Origin of the sequence: Microbacterium ureisolvens, assembly GCF_015278315.1 — a bacterium.
GTDB classification, from domain to species: domain Bacteria; phylum Actinomycetota; class Actinomycetes; order Actinomycetales; family Microbacteriaceae; genus Microbacterium; species Microbacterium ureisolvens.
Map to the genome: position 1 here is coordinate 160,618 of NZ_JADIJE010000001.1, position 23,991 is coordinate 184,608.

The 23,991-nt window shown below is 72.2% G+C and carries 20 protein-coding genes and 1 pseudogene; 6 read left to right on the plus strand and 15 right to left on the minus strand.

Going from position 1 to position 23,991, the window contains the following annotated elements; all coding sequences use genetic code 11:
* Nucleotides 1-250: 250 nt before the first annotated feature.
* The gene (locus IM767_RS00635; RefSeq protein ID WP_239453442.1) at nt 251-568 is read left to right on the plus strand and encodes a hypothetical protein; all 318 of its coding nucleotides are present in this window, start codon (nt 251-253) and stop codon (nt 566-568) included.
* 225 nt (nt 569-793) lie between these two features.
* Here the strand turns inward: IM767_RS00635 and IM767_RS00640 are convergent, their stop codons facing one another.
* From IM767_RS00640 to IM767_RS00655, 4 genes are read right to left on the minus strand one after another with little or no spacing between them, the layout of a single operon-like run.
* Nucleotides 794-3,172 (minus strand): beta-xylosidase/alpha-l-arabinosidase, encoded by a 2,379-nt coding sequence (locus IM767_RS00640; RefSeq protein ID WP_239453441.1) that lies wholly within the window; start codon nt 3,170-3,172, stop codon nt 794-796.
* A gap of 2 nt (nt 3,173-3,174) precedes the next feature.
* Nucleotides 3,175-4,074, minus strand: a complete 900-nt coding sequence (locus IM767_RS00645) for a carbohydrate ABC transporter permease (RefSeq protein ID WP_109211579.1) — start codon at nt 4,072-4,074, stop codon at nt 3,175-3,177.
* A gap of 1 nt (nt 4,075) precedes the next feature.
* Entirely contained in the window at nt 4,076-5,068 is a 993-nt protein-coding gene (locus IM767_RS00650) for a carbohydrate ABC transporter permease (RefSeq protein WP_109211578.1), read from the minus strand.
* A 3-nt stretch (nt 5,069-5,071) separates the two neighbouring features.
* A complete protein-coding gene (locus IM767_RS00655; protein WP_198425576.1) occupies nt 5,072-6,364 on the minus strand; it encodes an ABC transporter substrate-binding protein in 1,293 nt (430 codons plus the stop codon).
* A 133-nt stretch (nt 6,365-6,497) separates the two neighbouring features.
* Between IM767_RS00655 and IM767_RS00660 the strand changes: the two genes are divergently transcribed.
* Complete coding sequence (locus tag IM767_RS00660; RefSeq protein ID WP_109211577.1) at nt 6,498-7,661, plus strand: ROK family protein; 1,164 nt, start codon at nt 6,498-6,500, stop codon at nt 7,659-7,661.
* A gap of 156 nt (nt 7,662-7,817) precedes the next feature.
* On the opposite strand, the gene IM767_RS00665 is transcribed toward IM767_RS00660, so the two are convergent.
* From IM767_RS00665 to IM767_RS00675, 3 genes are read right to left on the minus strand one after another with little or no spacing between them, the layout of a single operon-like run.
* Entirely contained in the window at nt 7,818-8,912 is a 1,095-nt protein-coding gene (locus tag IM767_RS00665; protein WP_109211618.1) for a Gfo/Idh/MocA family protein, read from the minus strand.
* A complete protein-coding gene (locus tag IM767_RS00670) occupies nt 8,909-9,601 on the minus strand; it encodes a ThuA domain-containing protein (RefSeq protein ID WP_109211576.1) in 693 nt (230 codons plus the stop codon). The genes IM767_RS00665 and IM767_RS00670 overlap by 4 nt, the downstream gene beginning before the upstream one ends.
* Nucleotides 9,598-10,800 (minus strand): Gfo/Idh/MocA family protein, encoded by a 1,203-nt coding sequence (locus IM767_RS00675; RefSeq protein ID WP_109211575.1) that lies wholly within the window; start codon nt 10,798-10,800, stop codon nt 9,598-9,600. Before IM767_RS00675 ends, IM767_RS00670 begins: the two co-directional genes overlap by 4 nt.
* Before the next feature lie 77 nt (nt 10,801-10,877).
* Between IM767_RS00675 and IM767_RS00680 the strand changes: the two genes are divergently transcribed.
* The 3 genes and pseudogenes from IM767_RS00680 to IM767_RS00690 all read left to right on the plus strand — a co-directional run.
* A complete protein-coding gene (locus IM767_RS00680; RefSeq protein ID WP_239453440.1) occupies nt 10,878-11,876 on the plus strand; it encodes a LacI family DNA-binding transcriptional regulator in 999 nt (332 codons plus the stop codon).
* A gap of 166 nt (nt 11,877-12,042) precedes the next feature.
* On the plus strand, nt 12,043-13,458 hold the full coding sequence (locus IM767_RS00685) for an aspartate aminotransferase family protein (RefSeq protein ID WP_109211573.1): 1,416 nt from the start codon (nt 12,043-12,045) through the stop codon (nt 13,456-13,458).
* Nucleotides 13,459-13,495: 37 nt separating this feature from the next.
* A pseudogene (locus tag IM767_RS00690) lies at nt 13,496-13,798 on the plus strand (DUF7882 family protein); the annotation flags it as partial.
* A gap of 133 nt (nt 13,799-13,931) precedes the next feature.
* Here IM767_RS00690 and IM767_RS00695 read toward each other — a convergent pair.
* Both IM767_RS00695 and IM767_RS00700 read right to left on the minus strand, forming a co-directional pair.
* Nucleotides 13,932-14,261, minus strand: coding sequence for a DUF7882 family protein (locus IM767_RS00695; RefSeq protein ID WP_109211572.1), 330 nt, complete (start codon nt 14,259-14,261; stop codon nt 13,932-13,934).
* Nucleotides 14,262-14,281: 20 nt separating this feature from the next.
* Nucleotides 14,282-14,857 (minus strand): TetR/AcrR family transcriptional regulator, encoded by a 576-nt coding sequence (locus IM767_RS00700; protein ID WP_109211571.1) that lies wholly within the window; start codon nt 14,855-14,857, stop codon nt 14,282-14,284.
* 120 nt (nt 14,858-14,977) lie between these two features.
* Here IM767_RS00700 and IM767_RS00705 point away from each other — a divergent pair, with 120 nt between their 5' ends.
* Nucleotides 14,978-16,006: an SDR family NAD(P)-dependent oxidoreductase gene (locus IM767_RS00705; protein ID WP_109211570.1), complete on the plus strand. Its 1,029-nt coding sequence runs from the start codon at nt 14,978-14,980 to the stop codon at nt 16,004-16,006.
* 108 nt (nt 16,007-16,114) lie between these two features.
* Here the strand turns inward: IM767_RS00705 and IM767_RS00710 are convergent, their stop codons facing one another.
* The 6 genes from IM767_RS00710 to IM767_RS00735 all read right to left on the minus strand — a co-directional run bounded on the left by IM767_RS00710 (nt 16,115) and on the right by IM767_RS00735 (nt 23,897).
* Nucleotides 16,115-17,674 (minus strand): SLC13 family permease, encoded by a 1,560-nt coding sequence (locus IM767_RS00710; protein WP_109211569.1) that lies wholly within the window; start codon nt 17,672-17,674, stop codon nt 16,115-16,117.
* Between the two features lie 64 nt (nt 17,675-17,738).
* Complete coding sequence (locus IM767_RS00715) at nt 17,739-19,874, minus strand: oxidoreductase (protein WP_109211568.1); 2,136 nt, start codon at nt 19,872-19,874, stop codon at nt 17,739-17,741.
* A gap of 89 nt (nt 19,875-19,963) precedes the next feature.
* Nucleotides 19,964-21,124 (minus strand): cystathionine gamma-synthase, encoded by a 1,161-nt coding sequence (locus IM767_RS00720; protein WP_109211567.1) that lies wholly within the window; start codon nt 21,122-21,124, stop codon nt 19,964-19,966.
* Between the two features lie 44 nt (nt 21,125-21,168).
* Complete coding sequence (locus IM767_RS00725) at nt 21,169-22,182, minus strand: pyridoxal-phosphate dependent enzyme (RefSeq protein WP_109211566.1); 1,014 nt, start codon at nt 22,180-22,182, stop codon at nt 21,169-21,171.
* 240 nt (nt 22,183-22,422) lie between these two features.
* A complete protein-coding gene (gene msuE / locus IM767_RS00730) occupies nt 22,423-23,040 on the minus strand; it encodes an FMN reductase (RefSeq protein WP_109211565.1) in 618 nt (205 codons plus the stop codon).
* Nucleotides 23,037-23,897, minus strand: a complete 861-nt coding sequence (locus IM767_RS00735; RefSeq protein ID WP_109211564.1) for a sulfurtransferase — start codon at nt 23,895-23,897, stop codon at nt 23,037-23,039. Before IM767_RS00735 ends, msuE begins: the two co-directional genes overlap by 4 nt.
* Nucleotides 23,898-23,991: the final 94 nt, after the last annotated feature.

A 23,991-nucleotide genomic window follows, 5' to 3' on the forward strand; every position in this document is an offset into this window, starting at 1 on the left:
CTGGACACCGCGCGCCCGCTCGTCGCGGGGCGGGTGCGCCTTGCGCGCAGGGGGACCACGCGACGCCACCGGACGTTCAGCGACGCGTGGCAGGCGATTCACGCGGGGCGCGTAGAAAGGGTGTCATCGACGCACGCGCCGCACCGCGGGGCCGTGTGGGCCCCTAGTCCGAGCAGCGCGGCTCGTCAACCCCCGTGCACCGGAAACGCGGTCGGACCAGGATCGTTGCACGACGAGGGGAGGCTCAGGGATGGTTCTCGAGAGTCCGACCTCGCCCGCACGGCGCAACGGTCTGCGTGCGCGCGTCATGCCGGCGCTGAAGGAGCTGCCGCTCCGGCGCCCCGAGCCGCCCGCTCCCGCGGACGCGGCCGTGCGCTGGGAGCTCGTGGACATCGATCGCTACGAAGTGCGCGCCTGTGGCGCCACCGTGGGCTTCATCGACGTCGTCGGCGCCGTCTTCGTCGTGCTCGCAGGCTCGCGATACGACCGTGCCGTCGAGGTGCTGCAGACCCTGGATTTCGCCGCCGCTGTGGACTCGATCTGTCCACCGGCGGCAGAGGCTCGCTGACGGAGCGGGTCCCCGCTGATCCCGCGGGGCGACTGTGCGCCGGCTCGCCTGTGCATGCACTGCCCGGGAGAGGCGGGCGCGCCGTGCGCGCCCGCCTCCCCGTCAGCGCTTGGCAGGGACCTCGACCGGCTCCGACGTCGCGGTCCTGGCGCCGAGGTCGATGGGAGCTCGACCACGTGAGTGTGCGGCCGGGGACCGGCGGGGGAGCGCCCCCGGCCGCACCGTTCAGTCGTCGGGAGCGACGGTCACCGATGCGTGCAGCCGACGGGTGTGGTCGACGTGACGGGGCTCGCCGACGATCTGCACCGACCGTGTCGCGACGATCTCGCCGCTGGAGCGGCCGAAGCCGAGCACGATCTCGCCCGGCTCGACGACCCGGCGTCCGTCGCGACCGGTGAAGCACGCGAGGTCGGCGGGCACGTCGAACGAGACACGCGCCCGCTCCCCTGCCGCAAGCGCCACCCGCGCGTAGGCGATGAGCCGCTGTACCGGCCGCACCACCGACGCGGCCGGATCGTGCAGGTACAGCTGCACGATCTCCACGCCGTCGCGGTCGCCGGCGTTCCCGACGTGGATCGACACCCTGACGGCACCGTCGGCTGTCATCTCCGAGGCGGAGGACTCGGCGTCCGACCAGACGGCCGGCGCGTAGCCGAGACCGTGCCCGAACGGGTAGGCCGGGGTGGGATCGATGTTGGAGACGTCGTTGCGACGGGCGAGCGTGGACGCGAGATACGTCGACGGCTGAGCGCCGGGGTCGCGCGGAATGCTCACCGGCAGGCGCCCGCTGGGGTTGACGCGGCCGCTGAGCACGCCGGCGATCGCGCCGGTGCCCTCCTCGCCCGCGAAGAAGCTCTGCACGATCGCGGCCGCCTTGTCGGGCGCCGCACCGAGCGCGTAGGGGCGCCCGGCCAGCAGCGTCACGATCGTGGGCACGCCGGTGCCGAGCACCGCGTCGACCAGCGCCTGCTGCGCGCCGGGGAGCGTGAGGTCGGCCGCGTCGCAGCCTTCACCACTGGTCCCGCGTCCGAACAGGCCCGCCCGGTCGCCGACTGCCAGCATGACGACGTCGGCGCCCGCGACCGCGGCGAGGGCCTCGTCGAAGCCGGCGGTCTCGCCGCCGTCGATCGTCGTGCCGGCCGCGTGCACGATCTCGGCCCGCGGGAACTCCGCCGCCAGCGACTCGCGCAGCGTCGGCAGGGCGATCCCGAGGGGGAATTCCGGATGCCGCACGCCGACGTGCGACGGGAACGAATAGCACCCGAGCACGGCGTAGGGGTCGTCGGCCACCGGGCCGATCACCGCGATCCGGCGCGGTGCGCGACCGCCCGACAGCGGCAGCACGCCGTCGTTGCTCAGCAGCACGATCGCCTCCTCGGCGATGCGGCGGGCGAGCGCGCGGTTGCGGGGCGGGTCGAGGTCGACCGTGCCGCGCACGGCCTCGATGGAGTCCGTGCCCGCCGCGGCGAGCGCGGGGGGCACCGGCGACCACTCCGCGTCGAGGAGGCCGAGCTCCGCCTTCTGGCGGAGCACCCGGCGCAGCGCACGATCCACGAGCGCCTCGTCCACGACGCCGTCCTCGACCGCCCGCGCGAAGTCGGCGCCGAAGGTCTTCACCGTGGGCAGTTCGACATCGATCCCGGCGGCGAGCGCGCGGGCCGCGGCATCCGTCCATCCGTCGGCGACGCCGTGCAGGTCCTTCAGGAAGGCGATCGAGAAGTAGTCCGCGACCACCGTGCCCTCGAAGCCCCACTCGTCGCGCAGCAGTCCGGTGAGCAGGCTCTCGTCGGCGGCCGTGGGGACGCCGTCGAGGTCGGTGTACGAGTTCATCACCGAGCGCACGCCGCTCTCGCGCAGCGCCATCTCGAACGGCGGCAGCAGCACGTCGGCGAGCTCGCGCGCACCGACCGACACCGGGGCGAGGTTGCGGCCGCCCTTCGAGGCCGAGTAGCCGACGAAGTGCTTGAGCGTCGCGACGACGCCGGTGCTCTCGACGCCCTGGATGTAGGCCGTGGCGACGGTGCCGACGAGGTACGGGTCCTCGCCGATCGTCTCCTCGACGCGGCCCCAGCGGGCGTCGCGCACGACGTCGAGCACGGGCGCCAGACCCTGGTGCACGCCGACGGCGCGCATGTCGGCGCCGATCCGCTCGCCCATCTCGCGCACGAGCGCCGGGTCGAAGGTCGCACCCCAGCTGAGCGGCACCGGGTAGGCAGTCGCGCCCCACGTCGCGAAGCCGGCCAGGCACTCCTCGTGCGCGAGCGCGGGGATGCCGAAGCGGTTCGCGGCCGCGATGCGCTGCTGTGCGCGCTGCAGCGAGAGCGCCCCGGTCGCGGGGTCGACCGGCGCGGTGCCGAACGGCCGGGTGAGCTGGCCGAGGCCCGACGGCAGCAGCTCGTCGAGGTCGATGTCGTCGCTCATGTCGTGCTGGTGCGGCGCGACGTCCTCGCCGTCGGCGGACGCCCCGACCCAGACCCCGTACAGCTGCGCGACCTTCTCGGCCACCGTCATCTCGGCGATGAGGGCCTCGACGCGCTCGTCGACCGGCATCGCCGGGTCGTTCCACAGGCGCAGCGCCGCGGCATCCATCGTCTGCTCTTCCATGGTCATCCCTTCACCGCCCCGGTGAGCCCGCCGACGATGCGCTTCTCGGCGAGGAGGAAGAACACCAGGGCGGGGATCATCGCCAGTGACGTGTACGCCAGCACGGCGCCCGTGTTCTGCGAGTACTGCGTGGAGAACTGCGTGACCCCGAGGGGCAGCGGCCACAGCTCCTGCGGGAGCGTGCCGGTCGAGATCACGAGGAGCGGCAGCAGGTAGCCGTTCCAGCTCGCGACGAACGCGAGGATGCCGACGGTGACGAGGCCCGGCTTCGCCAGCGGCAGCAGGATGCGCCAGAAGAACCCGATGCGCGTCGCGCCGTCGATCATCGCCGCCTCCTCGAGCTCGTCGGGGATCGCCTTGAGGAACGGCACCAGGATGATGATCGTCGTCGGCAGCGCGAAGGCGATGCCCGGGATGATCACGCCGAGGTACGTGCCGTGCAGGCCGAGCGTGCGCAGCAGGAGGGTCAGCGGCAGAGCCGCGACCGTCAGCGGGAACATCAGGCCGGCTGCGAACAGCGTGTACAGCCCTTCGCGTCCCTTGAAGTCGTAGCGCGCCAGCACGAACGCCGCCATGATGCCGGCGATCACGACACCCGCCGTCGTGGCGACGGCGAGGAACGTGCTCGCGAACACGTTGCCCCAGAAGCGCGGCGAGCCGAGGACGGCCGCCCAGTTCTCCAGGGTGAACGGGTCGGGCAGGCCCGCGGGGTTGGCGTTGAGGTCGGCGGTCGTGCGGAAGCCGCCGAGGAAGACGTAGATCACGGGACCCACGGCGACGGCCGCGACGACGAGGGCGACGAGGTAGACGAACGGCTGACCCCAGTCGAACCGGCGCCCGGCGGGCTCGGCGTCACGCGGCGAACCGGTGACGATGGTGGTGGTGGTGGTGGTGGCCGACATGTCAGCGGGCTCCGTTCGTGAGGGCGCCCTTGAGGTCGCGCCGCAGCGCGAAGCGCTGGTAGATCAGGGCGATGACGAGCGAGATGACGAAGAGGATGACGGCGATCGCACTGCCGTAGCCGGGCTGGCCGGCGAACTGGCCCTGCTGCACCATGTAGGTCGCCATCGTCTCGGTCGCGATGCGACGGACCGCGGGCGCGACGGTGACCCAGACCATGTCGAACACCTGGAGCGATCCGATGATCGACAGGAACGCCCAGATGCGGATGGTCGGGCCCAGCAGCGGGATGGTGATGTGGCGCTGCACCTGCCACCAGCTCGCGCCGTCGATCTGCGCCGCCTCGGCGAGCTCGTCGGGGATGCCCTGAAGACCGGCGAGGAACAGCAGGATCGCGAAGCCGATGTACTTCCACGTCAGGACGAAGAAGACCGTCCACAGCGCGACCGCCGGGTCGGCCAGCCAGTTCTGGGCGAACGCACCGAGGCCGATCGCCTCGAGGGTGGCGTTGACCGCGCCGTTCGGCTGCAGGATCAGCTTGAACGCGAGACCCGCGATGACCTCGGCGAGCACGTAGGGGACGAAGATCAGGAGCCGGAAGACGGCGCGACCGCGCAGCGGCCGGTTCAGCAGCAGCGCGACGGCGATCGCGATCGGCCCCTGCACGAGGAGCGACATCACGAGGATGAAGAAGGTGTTGCCGATGGCCCTCTGGAACTCGGGGTTGGTGAGCGCGCGGACGTAGTTGTCGAAGCCCACGAAGCGACCGGAATCGGCGAGGTTCTCCCACTGGAACGCGGGCGGGAGGTTGAAGAAGCTGTAGACCGCCGCCAGCATGACCGGCAGGATCACGAAGCCCACGAAGAGGATGAGCGCGGGCGAGACGAACAGGAGGATCTCGAGGCGCTTGCGCCGCGAGCCGCGCCGCTTCGGGCGCGCGGGGGTGGGGCCCGGGCCCGCGGAGACCGCGGGCCCGGGAGTGGTGAGTGTTGCCATGATCTACAGAGTCGCCGCCGCGTCCTGCATCTTCTGGACGATCTCTTCGGGGGTGCCGGTGCCGGCGAAGAGGTTGACGATGCCCTCGTTCATCGCGTTGCCGACCGTGGTGCCGAACGCGGTGTCGAGCCAGAGCTGGACGAAGGATGCCTGCGCCAGGCCCTCCGCGACCGCCTTGAGGTTCTCGTCCTCGAGCGAGGCCTGAGCTGCGGGGACGGTCGGGATGCCCGAGCCGCTGGCCGCGAACTTCTTCTGGACCTCTTCGCTCATGATGTACTCGAGCAGCTCGGCGCACTCCGGCGGAGCATCCGCCGAGCAGCCGAAGCCGTCGCCGCCGCCGAGGGCGGCGGTCGGGTCGCCGTCGGCGCCGTCGATTCCGGGCACCGGGAACCAGCCGAGGAACGGCGGCACCTGCTCGTCGGGAGTCAGTCCGCCGATCGTTCCGGCGTTCCAGTGGCCCATGAGCTCCATCGCGGCCTGACCGTTGGCGACCATGCCCGCCGAGCTGCCCGCGCCCTGCTGGGCGGGCGTGCCGAGGAAGCCGTCCTGGAACGGCTCGATGCCCAGGAACTCCTGCAGCTGCGTGCCGGCGTCGACGAAGCACTCGTCGCTGAAGTCGAACTCGGTCTCGGCGGCCGCAAGCGTCTCGGGCGAGCACGACTTGAGCGCGAACTGGTACCACCAGTGAGCCGCCGGCCAATTGTCTCCGGCGCCGACGGCGATGGGCGTGATGCCGGCGTCCCGCAGCGTGCCGACCGTCTCGACCAGCTCGTCGAAAGTCGTCGGGACTTCGGCGCCTGCCTGCTCGAACAGGTCGGTATTGTACCAGAAGCCCTCGATGCCGAAGGTGAACGGGATGCCGTACGTCTCGCCGTCGACCTGCCACGGGTTGATCGTCGCGCCGACGCTCGAGATCGTGTCGGGGATCGCGTCGTCGAGCGGCTGGAGGTAGCCGTTCTCGACCTGGTCGCGCAGCTCGCCGCCCGGCCACACCTGGAACAGGTCCGGCGGGTCGCCCGCGGCCAGCGCGTTCGGAATCAGCGTGCGCTGGAGCTCTTCGTTCTGGTAGCCCGTCTGCTCGACGTTGACGCCCGGATGGGCCTCCTCGAACTCGGCGGCGACCTCTTCCCAGACCGCGGGGAGCGGGCCGGAGGTGGCGTTGTGCCACCACGTGATGGTGACGCCGTCGCCGCTGTCGCCTTCGTCACCGCCGCCGGCACAGCCGGCCAGCACGCCGGCGGCGAGCCCCGCGACGGCGAGCCCGGCGAAGACGCGCATGCTGCTGCGTGTGTTCATCTTCGAACCTCTCGAAAGTTTCGACTCCTACGTCGAAAGTGATGTGGACGAGGCAAGAGTACGAGGAAACGTATTTGAGGTCAAGGCCAACAAATTCGGCGGATGCCGCGACCCGGCCCGTACAGTGAGAGCGATGAGCGATTCCCCAGCGGCCGAAGGCGTGCGCCAGCGCAACCTCGCGCGACTCCTCCGCCTCGTCCACCTCGAGGGGCCCCTCTCGCGGGCGCGGCTCACGGGCGCCACCGGGCTCAACCGCTCGACCATCGCGGACCTCGTCGGCGAACTCGCGCGCGAGGGACTCGTCGTCGAGCGCGCCCCCGACCCGTCGCGCCGCGTCGGGCGGCCGTCCCCGGTCGTCGCCGCCGACGCCCGCGTCGTCGCGATCGCCGTCAACCCCGAGGTCGACGCGCTGACGCTCGCCGCGGTGGGCCTGGACCGCGGCATCCCGCTTCGCGAGCGGATCGAGCTCGATCACCTGCTGACGCCCGACGAGACCGCACGGCTCATCGTCGACCGGCTCGATCAGTGGCGGTCGGGCGAGCTCGCCGACGCGCGCGTGGTGGCGGTGGGGCTGGCGGTCCCGGGGCTCGTACGCGCCGCCGACGGGCTCGTGCGCAACGCACCGCACCTGCGCTGGACCGACGTGCCCCTGCGCGACCTCGTCGAGGCGGCGACAGGCCTTCCCACAGTCGTCGGCAACGACGCGACCCTCGGCGCGATCGCCGAGCACCTGTTCGGCGCAGCGGCCGGCTTCGACGACGTCGTGTACCTCAACGGCGGCGCGAGCGGCATCGGCGGCGGGCTGATCGTGCACGGGATGCCGCTCCTCGGCGCGGGCGGCTACACGGGCGAGTTCGGGCAGAACCGGCCGGGCATCGCGGCCGAGGCCGACCGTCGCGCCGTCGACGGCGTGCTCGAGGACGAGGTCAGCCGCGCCCGGCTGCTGGCCGCGGTCGGCCTGCATGCCGCGGACGAGCCCGCACTCGCGGCGGCGCTCGCGGCCGCAGGGGCCGACTCCGAGGCAGCCGACGAGGTGGCCCGCCAGCGCCGGATCCTCGCCACCGCACTCGCCAACGCAGTGAACGCGCTCAACCCCGCCGTCGTCGTGCTCGGCGGGTTCCTCGCGACCATCGCCGCGGCCGACGTGGCCGGCTTGAACGACCTCGTCCGCGCGCAGGCCATGTCGGCCAACGCCGAGGAGCTCGAGATCCGCGTCGCCTCGCTCGCCGAGGACCGGCTCCTCATCGGCGCCGCGGAGGCCGCCTTCGCCGAGCTGCTGCGCGGCCCCACCGCCTGAGCCCGGGCTCGCTCAACGCCGGGCGCGTTTCGCGTGAGTCGTTCCTCGCTCGCTCGACGACCGGGGAGGACTCAGGGCCCGCGTTTCGTCTCGCTCGTTCCTCGCTCGCTCAACGACCGGGGGCCGAGGGGCACCCGGCCTCCGATCCACGTCGCCTCAGAGGCTGCGCCACACCTCGGCGGGCGTCAGCGGTACCAGCGAGGGCCGCTCGACCGTCGTCGTCAGCGACTCGCGCACGCCGGACGCCGCCGAGGCCGCCAGGGCGGTCATGATCTCCAGCACGTGCAGGGCCACCGCCCCGCTCGCGCGCGCGTCGCCCGCGACGAAGTCGATCAGGCCGATGCCTCGACCGGAGTCGGCGTAGCCCGCCGACGGCTCGAGCGTGCGCCACTGACCGCCCCGCGGGTGCAGCTGCACATCGCCCGCGAAGTTGTTGGGGTCGGGCACGAGCAGCGAGCCCTCGACGCCGTGCACCTCGATCGGCGCGGCGGTCGAGCGCACGCCGTCGAAGCTCATCGTGACGGTCGACAGCGCGCCGGAGGCGTGGTGCAGGATGCCGGTGAGGTGGGTGTCGACCTCGACGCCGATCCGCTCCCCCGCGCGCGGCCCCGACCCGATCACGCGCTCGTCGCGCGAGCGCGATGCGGCACCCGATACCGCGGCGACCGGTCCGAGCAGCTGCACGAGGGACGTCACGTAGTACGGCCCCATGTCCAGGAGCGGCCCGCCGCCCTCGCGGTAGTAGAAGTCGGGTTGCGGATGCCACGACTCGTGGCCCGCCGAGATCCACATCGCCGACGCCGACACCGGCCGCCCGATGAGCCCGTCGTCGATCGCCGCCCGGGCGGTCTGCACGCCGGTGCCGAGCACCGTGTCGGGCGCGCCGCCGACGCGGACGCCCGCCGCGGCCGCGGCATCCGTCACCCGCGCAGCGTCGGCGAAGGTCGCCGCCAGCGGCTTCTCGCCGTAGACGTCCTTGCCGTGCGCGATGGCGGAAAGGGCGACCTCGGCGTGCGCCGCCGGAATCGTGAGGTTGAGCACCGCGCGGATCTGCGGGTCGGCGACCAGCTCGCCGGTGGTGAGGGCGCGGCAGCCGGGCAGCTGCGCGGCAGTCTCCTCGGCGCGGGCGGTGTCGAGGTCGGCCACCGCCGCGACCCGCACGCTCGCTGCCCCGGCGAGGGTCTCGAGGTACTGGCGCGAGATGACGCCGAGCCCGACGATCCCGATGTCGATCACCGTGCCGCCCGTCATCGTGCTGCCCACAGCAGCCCGCGTTCGATGATCGTGCGGACGTTGTCGTCCTGCAGCACGTCGAGGCTGTGCCCGGGCGTCGCGACGAACACGCGACCCTGACCCCAGTCGCGGGTCCACACCGCGGGTGAGACGATCGGCCGATGCCACGGGTGGTACGGCTGCACCGGGTGGGTCGTCGTGGCGAGCACGTCGATGAGGTCGTCGTGCAGCACCCAGTACTGCTCGGTCCGCAGAGGGAAGTCCTCGATGCCGGCGGTGATGTCGTGCGTGCGGCCGAGCTCGGTGATCTCGACCGTGTAGTCGAGGTAGTTGTCGCTCTGGTCGCCGTGCACCTCGTCGGGATGCTTCGACGGATGCGTCGCGAACTGCCCGCCCACCAGCTGGAGGTAGTCCGAGCTGGCGCGGAACGAGTCGGCGATGCCGCCGTGCCAGCCGGCGAGGCCCGTACCCGCGGCCACCGCCGCGCGCAGCCCCTTCACGGCCTCGTGCGACGCCTGCGACATCGTGACCGACTGCAGCACCAGGTCGGTGGCGGCCATCCGGTCGGCGTCGGCGTAGACCTCGGGGTCGTCCTCGACGGCGACGTCGAAGCCGCTCTCGCGGAGGAAGGGGATGAACAGGTCGGTCGCCTCGATCGGATGGTGGCCGTCCCATCCGCCACGGACGACGAGGGCGGTGCGGGTCATGCGGGGGTCCCTTCGATGGGCGCGGCGGCGGGCGCCACCGGCGTGAGGATGCTGTCGTGGGCGGCGCTCTGCTCGACGGCGGCGAGCACGCGCTGCACCTGGGTGGCGTCGGCGAAGCTCGGCGACACCGCGACCTCCCCGGCCACCGCACGCACGAAGTCGACGGCCTGGTGGGTGAAGAGGTGCTCGTAGCCGAGTCCGTGGCCGGCGGGCCACCACGCTCCGGCATACGGATGCCGCGCCTCGGTGACCTGCACGCGCCGGAAGCCCTGTGCGGCGTCGTCGGCGGCGGCGTACACCTCGAGCTCGTTCATGCGCTCGAAGTCGAACGCGATCGAGCCGCGGTCGCCGTTGATCTCGATGCGGTTGGCGTTGCGACGCCCCGTCGCCATGCGGGTCGCCTCGAACACGCCCAGAGCTCCGCCGTCGAAGCGGGCCGTGAACGCGGCGGCGTCGTCGACGGTGACCGGCAGGCGGTCGGACGTGTCGGCGGCGACACCGCCCAGGCCCTCCACGGCCGATCGGCGCGGACGCGACGTGACGAACGTGCGGACGGTCGCCGACACCGCCGTGACGTCCTGACCCGCCAGCCACTGCGCGGCGTCGATGCTGTGCGCGCCGATGTCGCCGAGGGCGCCGGAGCCCGCGCGGTCGCGGTCGAGCCGCCAGGTGTGCGGGGAGTCGGGGTCGCTCAGCCAGTCCTGCAGGTACTGCGCACGCACGTGGCGGATCTCGCCGATGCGGCCCTCGGCGATGAGCTCGCGGGCGAGGGCGAGCGCCGGCGTGCGGCGGTAGCTGAATCCGCACATCGCGATCCCGGTGGCGCGGGCCGCGGCATCCGTCATCTCCTGCGCCTCGGCCACCGAGTTCGCGAGCGGCTTCTCGCACAGCACGTGCTTGCCCGCCGCCAGCGCCGCGATCGCGATCTCGGCGTGCGTGTCGCCCGGCGTGCAGATGTCGACGACGTCGATGTCGTCGCGGTCGACGGCGTCGCGCCAGTCGATGGAGTGCTCCGGCCAGTCCCACCGGGCGGCCGCTTCGGCAGTGGCGTCGGGCCGGCGGCCGACCAGCAGCACGGGCTCTGGCGTCCGCGGCAGGTCGAAGAAGCGGGGAGCCGTGCGCCACGCCTGCGTGTGCATGCGGCCCATGAAGCCGGTGCCGATCAGCGCGATCCGCAGCGGCGATGTCGTCGTCGTCATCGGGGTGTGCCCTTTCCAGCCACCGACGATGCCATCGCCGGTCGCGCCCGTCGAGGATCTTGCGCAAAACTGGTCGCGTGCCCGATCGCGTGACCCTCGCCGCCGTCGCCGCGGCGGCGGGCGTGAGCGTCGGCACCGTCTCGCGAGCTCTCTCGGGCCGTGGCGACCTCGCCCCCGCCACGCGGCGTCGCGTGCTCGCGGCCGCCCGGTCGCTCGGGTACGCCAAAGATCCGGCCGGCGGCGGTCGCCCGCCGGGGTCCGCCCGCCTGGTCGACCTCGTGCTCGGCTGGTATCACAACGCGTACTCCGACGAGGTGACCGCCGGCGCCCGCAGCGCCGCCGCAGCGGCCGGCTACGACCTCGTGCTCACCGAGGAGCGCGACATCCCCGACGACGACTGGCCGATGCGCATCCGCCGGCGCGGATCGGCGGGCGTCGTGCTGGGACTCATCTCACCGACCGCCTCTCAGCTGGGCGCCCTGACGGATGCCGGGATCCCCGTGGTCCTGATGGACCCGCAGGCCGAGTCGTCCCGTGGCCTGACGAGCGTCCGCACCACCGACCGTGAGGGCGGCGCGGCGGCGGCTCGCCACCTGGCCGAGCGTGGGGCGACGCGGTTCGCCCTCGTGCTGGGCTCGCCCCCGTACCGATACGGGCGGGCGCGCAACGCCGGATTCCGTGACGGCCTGCGGCTCGTCCGCCCCGGTGCCGACCTCGTCGCGGTGCAGGCGGACTGGGGCGCGGCGGCCGCACGGGAGGCCGCGACCCCGGTGCTGCGCGGCCTGAAGCCCGGTGAGCGCCTCGGCGTGTTCGCGTGCTCCGACGAGATGGCCGCGGGGGTCTACGCCGCCGCGGCGGCGACCGGCAGACGCATCCCCGACGAGGTGCTCGTCGTCGGCTTCGACGACCTCCGCGGCGCGCGCTGGCTCACTCCCCCGATGACCACGCTGCACCAGCCGATCCGCGAGATGGCGGCGGCCGCCGTCACCGCCCTCACCGACGCCGCCGCCGGCGCGGAGCTGCCGTCGTCGCCGATCGTCCTGCCCACCCGGCTCATCGAGCGCGGCTCCACCTGATCCGCGGGCCGCACGCGGATCCGGTCAAGTGGACGGGCGACGGATGCCGGGCCCCCGGGCGTCCGGACGGTCCGGTGGGCGCGGCATCCGAACCGGACGGAACGTCCCCTCCGCGCGCATGGGGCACGCGAGTAGCGTGGGGAGGACGCACGACGGAAGGCTCCTCATGTCCACCACCGCCCAATCCGTGACCCGACGCCCGACCCGCAGCGACGCCGACCTGCAGCAGATGGCCACAGACCACCTGTGGATGCACTTCGCCCGCCAGTCCGTCATGACCGAGGGGCCCGGCGTGCCGATCATCGTCAAGGGCGAGGGCCACCACATCTGGGACTCGCAGGGCAAGCAGTACATCGACGGGCTGGCAGGGCTCTTCGTGGTCGCCGCCGGCCACGGGCGCCGGCGACTCGCCGAGGTCGCCGCGAAGCAGGCCGAGCAGCTGGCCTTCTTCCCGATCTGGTCGTATGCGCACCCGGCGGCCATCGAGCTGGCCGACCGGCTCGCCGACTACGCCCCCGGCGACCTCAACAAGGTCTTCTTCTCGACCGGCGGCGGCGAGGCCGTCGAGACCGCGTTCAAGCTGGCGAAGTACTACTGGAAGATCCAGGGCAAGCCCACCAAGCACAAGGTGATTTCGCGCTCGGTCGCCTACCACGGCACGCCGCAGGGCGCGCTCGCGATCACCGGCATCCCCGCGATGAAGTCGATGTTCGAGCCGGTGACGCCGGGCGGCTTCCGGGTGCCGAACACGAACTTCTACCGCGCAGCCGATATGCGGGCACCCGCCGACGACCTGGAGGCGTTCGGCGTGTGGGCGGCCGATCGCATCGAGGAGATGATCCTCTTCGAAGGACCGGACACCGTCGCCGCCGTGTTCCTCGAGCCGGTGCAGAACTCGGGCGGCTGCTTCCCGCCGCCGCCCGGATACTTCCAGCGCGTCCGGCAGATCTGCGACAAGTACGACGTGCTGCTCGTGTCGGACGAGGTCATCTGCGCCTTCGGCCGCATCGGCCACATGTTCGCCTGCGACGCCTACGGCTATGTCCCCGACATGATCACGTGCGCCAAGGCGATGACCAGCGGCTACTCCCCGATCGGCGCCACGATCGTCAGCGACAAGATCTACGAGCCCTTCGCCCACGGTGACCGCGCGTTCTACCACGGCTACACCTTCGGCGGGCACCCGGTGTCGGCGGCCGTCGCCCTGGAGAACCTCGACATCTTCGAGGAGGAGGGCCTCAACGAGCGGGTGCGCGAGTACTCGCCGGTGTTCCGCTCCACCCTCGAGAAGCTCACCGACCTCCCCATCGTCGGCGATGTGCGCGGCGACGGGTACTTCTTCGGCATCGAACTCGTGAAGGACAAGGCCACCAAGCAGACCTTCGACGACGACGAGTCCGAGCGGCTGCTGCGCGGCTTCCTCTCGAAGGCCCTGTTCGACGCCGGCCTGTACTGCCGCGCCGACGACCGCGGAGACCCGGTGATCCAGCTGGCTCCGCCGCTCACCATCGGCCCGAAGGAGTTCGACGAGATCGAGCAGATCCTGCGCAGCGTGCTCACGGAGGCGTGGACCCGACTCTGAGGTCCGAACCGGACGCCTGTGGGGTTATGGTTGCCCCGTGGGCACGATCTACTACGGCGGCAGCGCCATGCCGATCCATATCGAGGATCGCGCGCTGGCGCACCTGAAGGTGGTCATCGCGACCAAGCTGCGGCGCGACGAGAGCTTCACCGTGTCGTGGACGCATCCGGACGATCAGCCGCGGGGCCGCAGCACGATCTGGCTGCACCCGTCGATCCCGCTGCGGTTCGTGTTCGACGACCCCGAGCCGACCGAGATCAGCCGGGAGTGGATCGAGGACCTCGCCAACTCGGCGAGCTCGACCGGCGGCATCCTGCTGGTGGCCGAGCACTTCGACACGGGGCCGATCCCGGTCCCCGCGGGCGCCGAGGCCGCGCTCGAGGGCCTGGACGTGTCGCTCGGCAAAGTGGATGTCGACACGCTCGACGTCGACCGCCTCACCGTGGGCGGCGAGGACGTCACGGCGAAGGACATCACGCCGTAGCGGATTCCTCCACCTCGGGGTCGGCCTCTTCGGGCTCCGGGAGGACGGCGAGGCCGTTCGGGCCGCTCGCGGCGCGCATCAGCTCCTCGACCCAGCTCCGGTTGATGCGTGGCTGTCGACTGCCGAAGAAGTGGAACTGCAGCGGCACCGCGGGATGGATCCAGAAGCTGCGCCGCCCGCTGCCGTCGCCGATCTCGACGTCGAACATGAACGGCTCGGAGCGCCGCAGCTTGTTCATCATCACGATGCGTAGATGCGCCAGAGCGCGGTCGTCGATGTCGACCGCATTGGCGTGCGTGTCGTAAATGAACCTGCCCATGGCAGGAGCATAACGCCGGCTCAGCGGGGCGCGAATGCCGCGGCGAACAGGGCCCGCGCCCGCCGTGCGACGGCAGGACGCTGCGCCGGCTCCGCACGTGCCAGCTCGGTCGCGAGCATACCCGTCGCGAGGGTCACGTCTTCGGTCTCGATGTGCGCACCGACACGGCCGGCCGCGCGATCGCGGGCGACGAGCCGGTCTACGAGGTCGTAGAAGCGCACACCCATCGCGGCGACGCGGGCGTCGGTGAGATCGGCCGTGATGAGCTCGATGAACGCGGTCGAGACGACCGCCTGATCGACGACGCGGTCGAGCAAATCGTCGATGGTGCGCTCACCGTCGGCGGTGTACTCCTCGAGGTCGCGCACGTTGTCTTCGAAGACGGCGACGGCGAGGGCGGTGCGGTCGGGGAAATGGCGATACAGGCTGCCTTGGCCGACGCCGGCGCGCTTGGCGACGGCACTGAACGGCGCACCGAGGCCGCCCTCGGCGTACACCTCTCGAGCCGCCGCGATCAATGCGCGGCGGTTGTCGGCGGCGGCGGCGGGGCCTCGGTTCTGGCGGGGGTTCGCACGGGGGGATGCGGTGCTGGGCACGGGTGTAGCATAGTACCGGACATAGTTGTCCGGTCGGAGCTGCCCGAAGCACCCCCATTCCCGGACCCGTTGCCCATGCCATCAGGCGAGCACAGTCGTGCTGCACGAGAAAGGGAAACCATGAGCACTGACACCGCTCCTCTCACCGGAGCATCCACCATCCAGACCTGGCTCGACGACCCGGCCGGGGGCGCCGTGCTGCGCGGTCTGCTCGCCCAGGGCGGGCAGAGCGCCGAGGCACTCGCACCGATCGCCGGTCTGCCGATCAGCAATCTCGTCGCCATGAGCGGCGGTGCGTTCCCGCAGGCGGCACTCGACGCGCTGATCGCTGAGGTGAACCCCGACGCGGTGCCCGCCGACACGGCCGACGACGCCACGCCGAAGTCGGAGTGGGCGGAGAAGATCACCGCCGGGCGCTTCACGGGACAGACGATCATCGTCACCGGCGCCGGCTCCGGCATCGGCCGCGCCACCGCGTCGCGCGTCGCGCGCGAGGGCGGCCGCGTCATCGCGGTGGACGTCAGCCAGGACCGCCTCGACGAGTTCGTCGCGGCGCACGACGGTGCCGACGTGGTGGCCCTGACCGCCGACATCACTGATGACGACGGCGTGGCTCGCATCATCGAGGCGGCCGGTGAGCAGATCGACGGCCTGGCCAACATCGCCGGCATCATGGACGACATGACGCCGGTCGGCGATGTCACCGACGCCGTGTGGAACCGCGTCTTCAGCGTGAACGTCACCGGCACGATGAAGCTCATGCGCGCGGTCATCCCCGCGATGCTCGCCCGGGGCAGCGGCTCGATCGTCAACACCTCGTCCGAGGCGTCCCTCCGGGGCTCGGCGGCCGGCGCCGCCTACACGGCGTCGAAGCACGCGGTCGTGGGCCTCACGAAGTCCAGCGCGTTCATGTACGGCCCGAGCGGCATCCGCGTGAACGCGGTGGCGCCCGGCGCGGTGATCACCAACATCGAGGCGAAGTTCAACTCGCCGCTGGGTGCCGACCGCGTGCGCACCGCCATGTCGGTGATGGCGCCGCCGGTGACGGCCGATCGCCTGGCCGCGTCGATCACGTTCCTGCTCAGCGACGACGGTGTCAACATCAACGGCCAGAACCTCGCGAGCGACGGCGGCTGGTCCGCCGCCTGAGCGCGCTCATCCCGTGCCGCGTCGCCCCGGTGGACCAGCCCCGCCGGGGCGACGCGCATTCACCCGGGCTGAGGACGCGCCGGCGGACCCTCCGCTGATCCGCACGGGTCAGAACGGCCAGACGAGCGGCACATAGAAGACCGCGACAGCGACGAAGAACACCACGAGCGGCAGGCCGAGCTTCCAGTAGTCGCCGAACCGGTAGCCCGCCGGCTCCATCACCATGAGGTTCGCGGGCGTCGCGATCGGCGTCAGGAAGGCCGCGGCTCCAGCGACCGTGAGGGCCATCATGAAGGGCAGCACCGACAGCTCGAGCGACTGGGCGACCGAGATCGCGATGGGCGCGACGATGAGCACCGTGGCCGTGTTGCTGATGAGCTGCCCCAGCACGACGGTCAGCCCGCACAGGGCGAGCAGCGCGAGGTGCGGCCCGGCCTCGCCGAGCAGCGACAGCATCCAGCCGGCGACGAGGTCGGCAGTGCCGGTGGTGGTGAACGCCGTCGACAGCGGGATCATGCCGGCGATCAGCACGACGGTGGTCCACGAGATCGAGTGGTACGCCTGGGTCACCGTGACGGTGCGGGTGAGCACGAGCGCGCACGCGGCGAGCAGGGCCGCCACCGCGGGCGGCACGAGTCCGGTCGCCAGGAGCAGGACCATCACGATCAGGATGCCGATCGCCCGCTTGGCGCCGCGCCCCAGCGGCACCGAACGGCGCAGCTGCGCGGGATCGTCGACCACGAGCACCCCCGGATCGCTGACCCGGCGCGTCAGGTCGTCCCACGCGCCTTGGAGGAGCAGCGCGTCACCGGCCTGCACGACGAACTCGGTGCCCTTGAGCTGGTCGTCGCCGCGACGGGCGGCGAGCACGACGAGATCGCCGTCGGGCGTCGTCATGCCGGCGCACACCCGCTTGCCGATGAGGGGCGACCGCGGGGCGACGACCACCTCGGTGACCCCGCTCGTCGGCCCGAGCAGCATTCCGGTGTCCAGCGTCAGAGAGTACTGCTTGCGCAGGATCCGCGCGTGCCGCACGAGGTCGGTGGGCATGAGCGCCCCCTGGCGTTCGGGCACCAGCCGCCCGCCCAGGAGCAGGATGGCGATCGTCCCGAGCACGAGGGGCACGCCGACCAGCGCGAACTCGAAGTACCCGAACTCGCGTCCTCCGGCCGCCGCTGCGAACTCGGACACCAGGATGTTCACGGGTGTTCCGGTCAGCAGGAGCAGCGACCCGGCGGATGCCGCGAACGCGAGCGGCATCAGCAGCTTCGACGACGCGATGCCGGCGCGCGCCGCGACCACGACCACCAGGGGCAGCAGCGCCGCGACAGCGCCGTTGATGCTTATGAGCGCCGTCAACCCGGCCACGAGCAGGGAGATCACGGTGACGAGGGCGGTGCGCTTTGTCCCGGCGCGTCCGATGACCATCTGTCCGGCCCACGCCGTCACGCCGGTCGCGTCGAGCGCCTCGCTCATGACGAACAGGGCGGCGATGAAGAGCACCGTCGGGTCGCCGAATCCGGCGAGCGCCTCCGGCAGCGTCAGTACGCCCGTGAAGAAGAGCGCCAGGGCGACCCCGATCGCGACGATGCCGATGGGCACCCGGTTGCTCACGAAAGCGATCACCGCGAGGACGAGGATGACGAGCGTTGCCGTGACCGGTTCCACGGCCCCAGCGTAGCCACGGGCTCCCGAGCTGAACCCCGCGGCGACCTGCAGCGCCGTCCCGGAGTCAGCCGCGGAGGGTCGCCAGGCCCGCCACGTCGTAGGCGAACTCGACCGCCTCGAAGATGGCGGCGTCGATCCCGCGCGGCGCGAAGGCGTCGCCGATGACGACCACGCGGGAGGCGACGGATGCTGCGGCCGCGGCATCCGTCACCACTCCCGAGAGATCGAGACCGGGCACGCCGACCGAGGCACGCGGCTCGATCGCGACGACGGCGTCGACGCCCTCGATCGTCGCGCCCACTCCGGTCAATGCGTCGCGCACGACGATTTCGCCGTGGCCGACCTCGTCGACGCGGTGCGCGACGCTGCGGCGGAACCCCTCGTGCGCGCCCAGACGCTCCAGCAGCAGGGGCCGGTCGTAGCCGGCGCCGATGTGCGGGAACACGGTCTCGAACGGGGTGATGAGCTGGAGCTCTTCGACCCGATCGAGCAGCGTCAGCACGATGCCCGTCGCGTACGCGGTGCCGTCGGCGTCGACCACCGCGATGCGCCGGCCGAGCGACGCCGAGCCGGAGACCGCCGCGAACGCGTCGACCGTCCCCGCGGCCGGGAAGCCGCGGGCGTAAGCTCCCCCGAGCGCCAGCGACGTCGTCGCCGGCGCGACGGCGCCCGTCGCGACGACGATGCCGTCGGCGGCCTCGGCGCGCAGCGACTCCGCGGTCGCCTCGACGCCCAGGCGCACCTCGACGCCCGACGCCGCGAGGTCGCGCGCGAGGTCTCCGACGAGCAGTGCCACGGTCTCGCGTCCGGGCACTGCACGTGCCAGGCGCAGCTGGCCGCCGAGCTCTGTCGCGCGCTCGATCAGCGTGACGGCGTGACCGTCCTCCGCGAGCTCGACCGCCGCGCGCATGCCGGCGGGGCCGCCTCCGACCACGACCCAGCGCTGGGGCGACGACGCCCGCGGCCGCTCGCCCCGCTCGAGCTCGCGCCCGGCGAGCGGGTTCACGGTGCACGACATCGCGAGTCCGCGACTGCCGCGGCCGAGGCATCCCTGATTCAGCCGGATGCAGTGACGGATGCCGCGCCCCGCGCCCGCGGCGACCTCGTGCCCGACCGCCTCGTGCCCGACGGCCTCGTGCCCGACGGCCTCGCTCCCGGGGGCCTCCTGCCCGACCGGCTCGAGGCCGATGAGCTTGCGGCCGAGGTCGGGATCGGCGATCTGCGCCCGCGTCAGCGCGACCATGTCGGCGATGCCCGATGCGACGACCTCCTCGGCGTCCTCGACGGAGCGGGCCGCGCCGACGCCGAAGACCGCGACGTCGGGGTTGGCGGCCTTGACCGCGGCGACGTCGTCGCGGAGCCACGCATACGGCATCGGCGACGACGGGAAGACGTAGTGGACGTTGTGGTAGCCGCCGGCGGCGAGATCCAGGAAGTCGATGCGGGCCTCGCCTCGCAGCCGGGCGATGACCTCCCGCATGCCCGCACCGTCGACACCGCCCTCGTGGAACTCGTTGGCGACGATGCGGATGCCGACGGTGAAGTCGTCGCCCACGCGCGCGCGGACCGCACGCAGCACTTCGCGGGGGAACCGCGTGCGCCCCTCGAGGTCGCCGCCGTACTCGTCGGTGCGCGCGTTGTAGAGCGGCGAGAGGAACTGGTGCAGAAGGTAGCCGTGCGCCATGTGGATCTCGACACCGTCGAATCCCCCGTCACGCGCGTGCTCGGCCGACAGCGCCCACCCCTCGACGAAGGCGGCGATGTCAGCCCGGTCCATCTCGCGCGTGGCATGTCCGGTCGACGGCGAGATGAGCCGGGAGGGTGCGTACACCGATCGCGGACCGTCGGGACCGTCCGGCTGGGCCTGCGCCCCGTGGTGGTTCAGCTGCACGAGGATCTTCGCACCCGCCTCGTGCACGGCATCCGTCATCCGCTTCGCAGCGGCGACGCCCTCCGGCCGGTACGCGTCCTCGAAGCCGCGGATGGAGCCGGTCGGGTGCACGAAGTGGTTGCCGGCGACGAACAGGCCGCAGCCGCCGCGCGCGCGACGGACGTAGTACGCCGTCTCGCGCTCGGACTCGACCCGGTCGGAGTACTGCTTCGAATGCGCCGTCTGCATGATGCGGTTCGGCACCGTCATCGCGCCGATGCGCAGCGGCTGCGCGAGGACGGACGAACGGATGCCGGAGCTCGCGGTCATGCGTCGAGCCTACGTCGGCCCCCACCCGCCGCCCCCGGTCGACGAGCGAGAGGGACCACCCCGCACCCGGCGCACGCGCCGGCTCCGTCTCACAAGCGCGCGAGGGCCTCGTCGAGGTCGGCGACGAGATCGGCGGCCGACTCGATGCCCACCGACAGGCGCACGACCTCCGGCGGCACGGCGAGCTCGGTGCCGCGCACCGAGGCGTGCGTCATCTCGTCGGGGTAGTTCATGAGCGACTCGACACCGCCGAGCGACTCGGCCAGCTGGAACAGCCGCGTGGACTCGGCGAAGCGGCGCGCGGTTGCGGCATCCGCCAGCGCCACCGACACGATGCCCCCGAACCCGCTCATCTGGGTCGCTGCCAGCTCGTGACCGGGGTGCGACCGCAGGCCCGGGTAGTAGACGTGCGAGACGGCGGCGTGGCCGTCGAGGAACTCGGCGACCGCCTGCGCGTTCTCGCTGTGCCGCTGCATGCGAAGGGCCAGCGTCTTGATGCCCCGCGTGGTGAGCCATGCGTCCAGCGGGCCCGACACCGCGCCGACGGCGAACTGCAGGAACTTCGCCTCGCCGTACAGCGCCTCGTCGTTCAGCACGAGCGCCCCGCCGACGACGTCCGAATGCCCGCCGAGGTATTTCGTGGTCGAGTGCACGACGACGTCGGCGCCGAGCGCGAGCGGCTGCTGGAGAGCGGGCGAGGCGAAGGTGTTGTCCACGACGACGAGGGCGCCGGCGTCGTGACCGAGGCGGGCGAGCCCCGCGATGTCGGTGATGCGCAGCAGAGGATTGCTGGGGGTCTCCACCCACACGATGCGCGCCGGTCGCTCCTCGAGCGCTGCCCGCACCGCGTCGAGATCGCTCATGTCGACGACCCGCACCCCGACGCCCCACGCGCCGAGCACGCGCGCGATGAGCCGGTAGGTGCCGCCGTAGACGTCGCTGCCGAGCAGCACCTCGTCGCCCGGCTTCAGCGCCGCGCGCAGCAGGGCGTCCTCGGCGGCGAGACCGGAGGCGAACGACAGCGCGTGCGCGCCGCCCTCGAGCGCGGCCAGCTGGGTCTCGAGCGCGGTTCGGGTGGGGTTGCCGCTGCGGCCGTACTCGTACCCCTGCCGCAGCCCGCCGATCCCGTCCTGCGCGTAGGTCGTCGAGAAGTGCACCGGCGGGATGACGGCGCCGGTCGTCGGGTCGAACGCCTGGCCGGCGTGCACCGCCCTGGTCTCGAAACCGCGGTCGCTCGTGGGCTCGGTCATTCCTGTGCTCCTTCGTGGGTGATTCCGGATGCCGTGTCGCCCGCCTATGCGCCGGGTTCGGCCGAGCCGCGCCCGGCGTCGGAGCCCGAAGCGGGAGGCGCGGCGACATCGAACCCGTGCGCGCGCATCCACTCGTCATCGTAGAACCGGTGGAGATAGCCGCGGCCGTGGTCGGGGAGCAGCACCACGACGACGGCGTCGGCGGGCAGATCGCGCGCGGTGCGGAGCGCGGCGACCACGGCCATGCCGCTCGAGCCGCCCACCAGGAGGCCTTCTTCGCGGGCGAGCCGGCGCGTCATCGCGAACGACTCGGCGTCGGGGATGCGGTGGATCTCGTCGGGCACGGTCGGGTCGTAGCTGTCGGGCCAGAAGTCCTCTCCGACGCCCTCGACGAGATAGCCGTGGATCGGGCCGCCGGAGTAGATCGAGCCCTCGGGGTCGGCGCCGACCACGCGCACCGCGCCGCCCGACACTTCGTGCAGATACCGGCCGGTGCCCGTGATGGTCCCGCCGGTGCCGATGCCGGCGACGAAGTGGGTCACCCGACCCTCGGTGTCGCGCCAGATCTCTGGACCGGTCGTCTCGTAGTGGCTCAGCGGCCCGTTCGGGTTCGCGAACTGATTGGGCTTGAACGCGCCGGGGATCTCGCGCACGAGCCGGTCCGACACGCTGTAGTAGGAGCGTGGGTCCTCCGGCGGCACGCTGGTGTCGGTGACGACGACCTCCGCGCCGTAAGCCCGCAGCACGTCGACCTTCGGGCCGTCGAACTTGTCGGGCACCACGAAGACCATGCGGTAGCCGCGCTGCACCGCGACCAGCGCGAGCCCGACGCCGGTGTTGCCGCTCGTGGGTTCGACGATCGTGCCGCCGGGCAGAAGCAGCCCGTCGCGCTCGGCCTGGTCGATGATGCGCCGGGCGATGCGGTCCTTCGCGGAACCGCCGGGGTTGAAGTACTCGACCTTCGCGAGCACCGTTGCGGCGATGCCGTCGGTGACGCGGGTCAGCTGGACGAGGGGGGTGTCGCCGACGAGGTCGGCCACGCTCTGGGCGTAACGCACGTTGTGTCCTGGTGTGTCGCCGCGCGGGTGCGCGGGAGGTTGTCGGGGTCGCTGAGGTCTGCGTGAAGCGAGCGCTTCAACAGCAGGGGCGACAACACCGACAGGTCAACACGGGCGCCAGTCTAGACGCAGGGACGCGATGGCGTCGAGAGACGGATGCCGCGGCCCGCCCGATTCGCGGCCGGGGCGATCGTGCGCGGAATGCGGCGGCGGTCCGGCTGCCGGCGAGCGGCGGGCGGGTCACCAGGTCGCGACGTACTCCGATCTGCGCACCAGCGCCGCCTGCTCGATGAGCGGCTGCGAGCGGTCGACGGCCTGCACCACGCGCCGCGCGACCTCGGGTGAGGACAGGCGGTAGTCGGTGAAGTCGCCGTTGGAGGCATAGACACCGATGGGCAGCGTCAGCGACTGGAAGAAGCCGAACAGCGGCCGCAGCTGATGCTCGATGATGAGCGCGTGCCGCTCGCCGCCGCCCGTCGCGGCCAGCAGGACGGGCGTGCCGACGAGGTCGTACTGTCCGACGAAGTCGAACAGGTGCTTGAACAGTCCCGTGAACGACGCCCGGTAGACGGGGCTCGCTGCGACCAGCAGGTCGGCCGATTCGATCGCTCGCAGCGCGGTCTCGACCTCGGACGCGACGTCCTCCCTGGTCAGCGCGCCGGCGAAGCCGGGCCCCAGGGCCGCCACCTCGATGAGCTCCGTCTCGACGGGGAGGCGCTCGGCGACGGCGCCCAGGATCGCGCGCACGAGCGCCGTCGTGCGGCTGGGCTCGTGCAGCGAGCCGGACACACCGACCACGCGCAGAGGTCGGTCGCCGATCGCGCGACGGGCATTCTGCTCACGGAGCACCTCGGTCATACCGGCACCACGTCCAACGAGGGCGCGGGTCCGACGGCCGCCAGGCGACCGCGAGAGCGTGACCACTGGCTCCAGGACCCCGGGTAGACCACCACATCGATGCCCGCGAGTGCGCCGGCGAGCGCGGTGTGGGTGGCGGCGATGCCGGAGCCGCAATAGGCGGCGACCGCGACGCCGTCCTGCACCCCCGCGGCCGCGAACGCGGCGCGGATCTCTTCGGGGGAGCGGAACCTGCCTGCGGTCAGGTGGACGGTGGTCGGCAGGTTCACCGCGCCCGGGATGTGCCCGCCGACGGGGTCGAGCGGCTCCGCGTCGCCCCGATACCGCTCGGGCGCCCGCACGTCGAGCAGGAGGCCGTGGTCGGGCCACTCCTCGACGCCGTCGATGTCGGCCACGCCCTCGGTGATCTCGTCCAGCACGATGTCGCCCGGCGGGCGCGGCAGCACGTCGCCCGTCTCGAGCGGGAGCCGTTGGGCCAGCCACCCGCGCAGTCCGCCGTCGAGCACTCGCACATCGGTCAGCCCCGAGCGGGTGAGCACCCACCAGGCGCGCGCGGCGGCCACCGAATGCACGTCGTCGTACGCGACCACCGTGTCGCCGGCGCGGATGCCCCACCGCCTGGCCGCGGCCTGCAGCTGTTCACGCGGCGGCAGCGGGTGGCGCCCCTCACGAGGGTCGTCCCGGCGCGCCAGCTCCTGATCCAGGTCGACGTACACGGCGCCCGGGAGGTGGCCGTCGAGGTACTCCGGGCGCCCCTCGGGCTGGTCGAGCCGCCAGCGGACGTCGAGCAGCCGCGGCGGGGTTCCGCCGCGGATCAGGTCGGCGAGCTCGGTCGGCGAGATGAGTGGGGAAGACATGTGGTCATGCTCGCTCCCCCGCGGACCCGCGGGAATGTCGTGACGACACACGTCGCGACACGGCGACACGGGGCGTCACACGGGGTCACGTGCG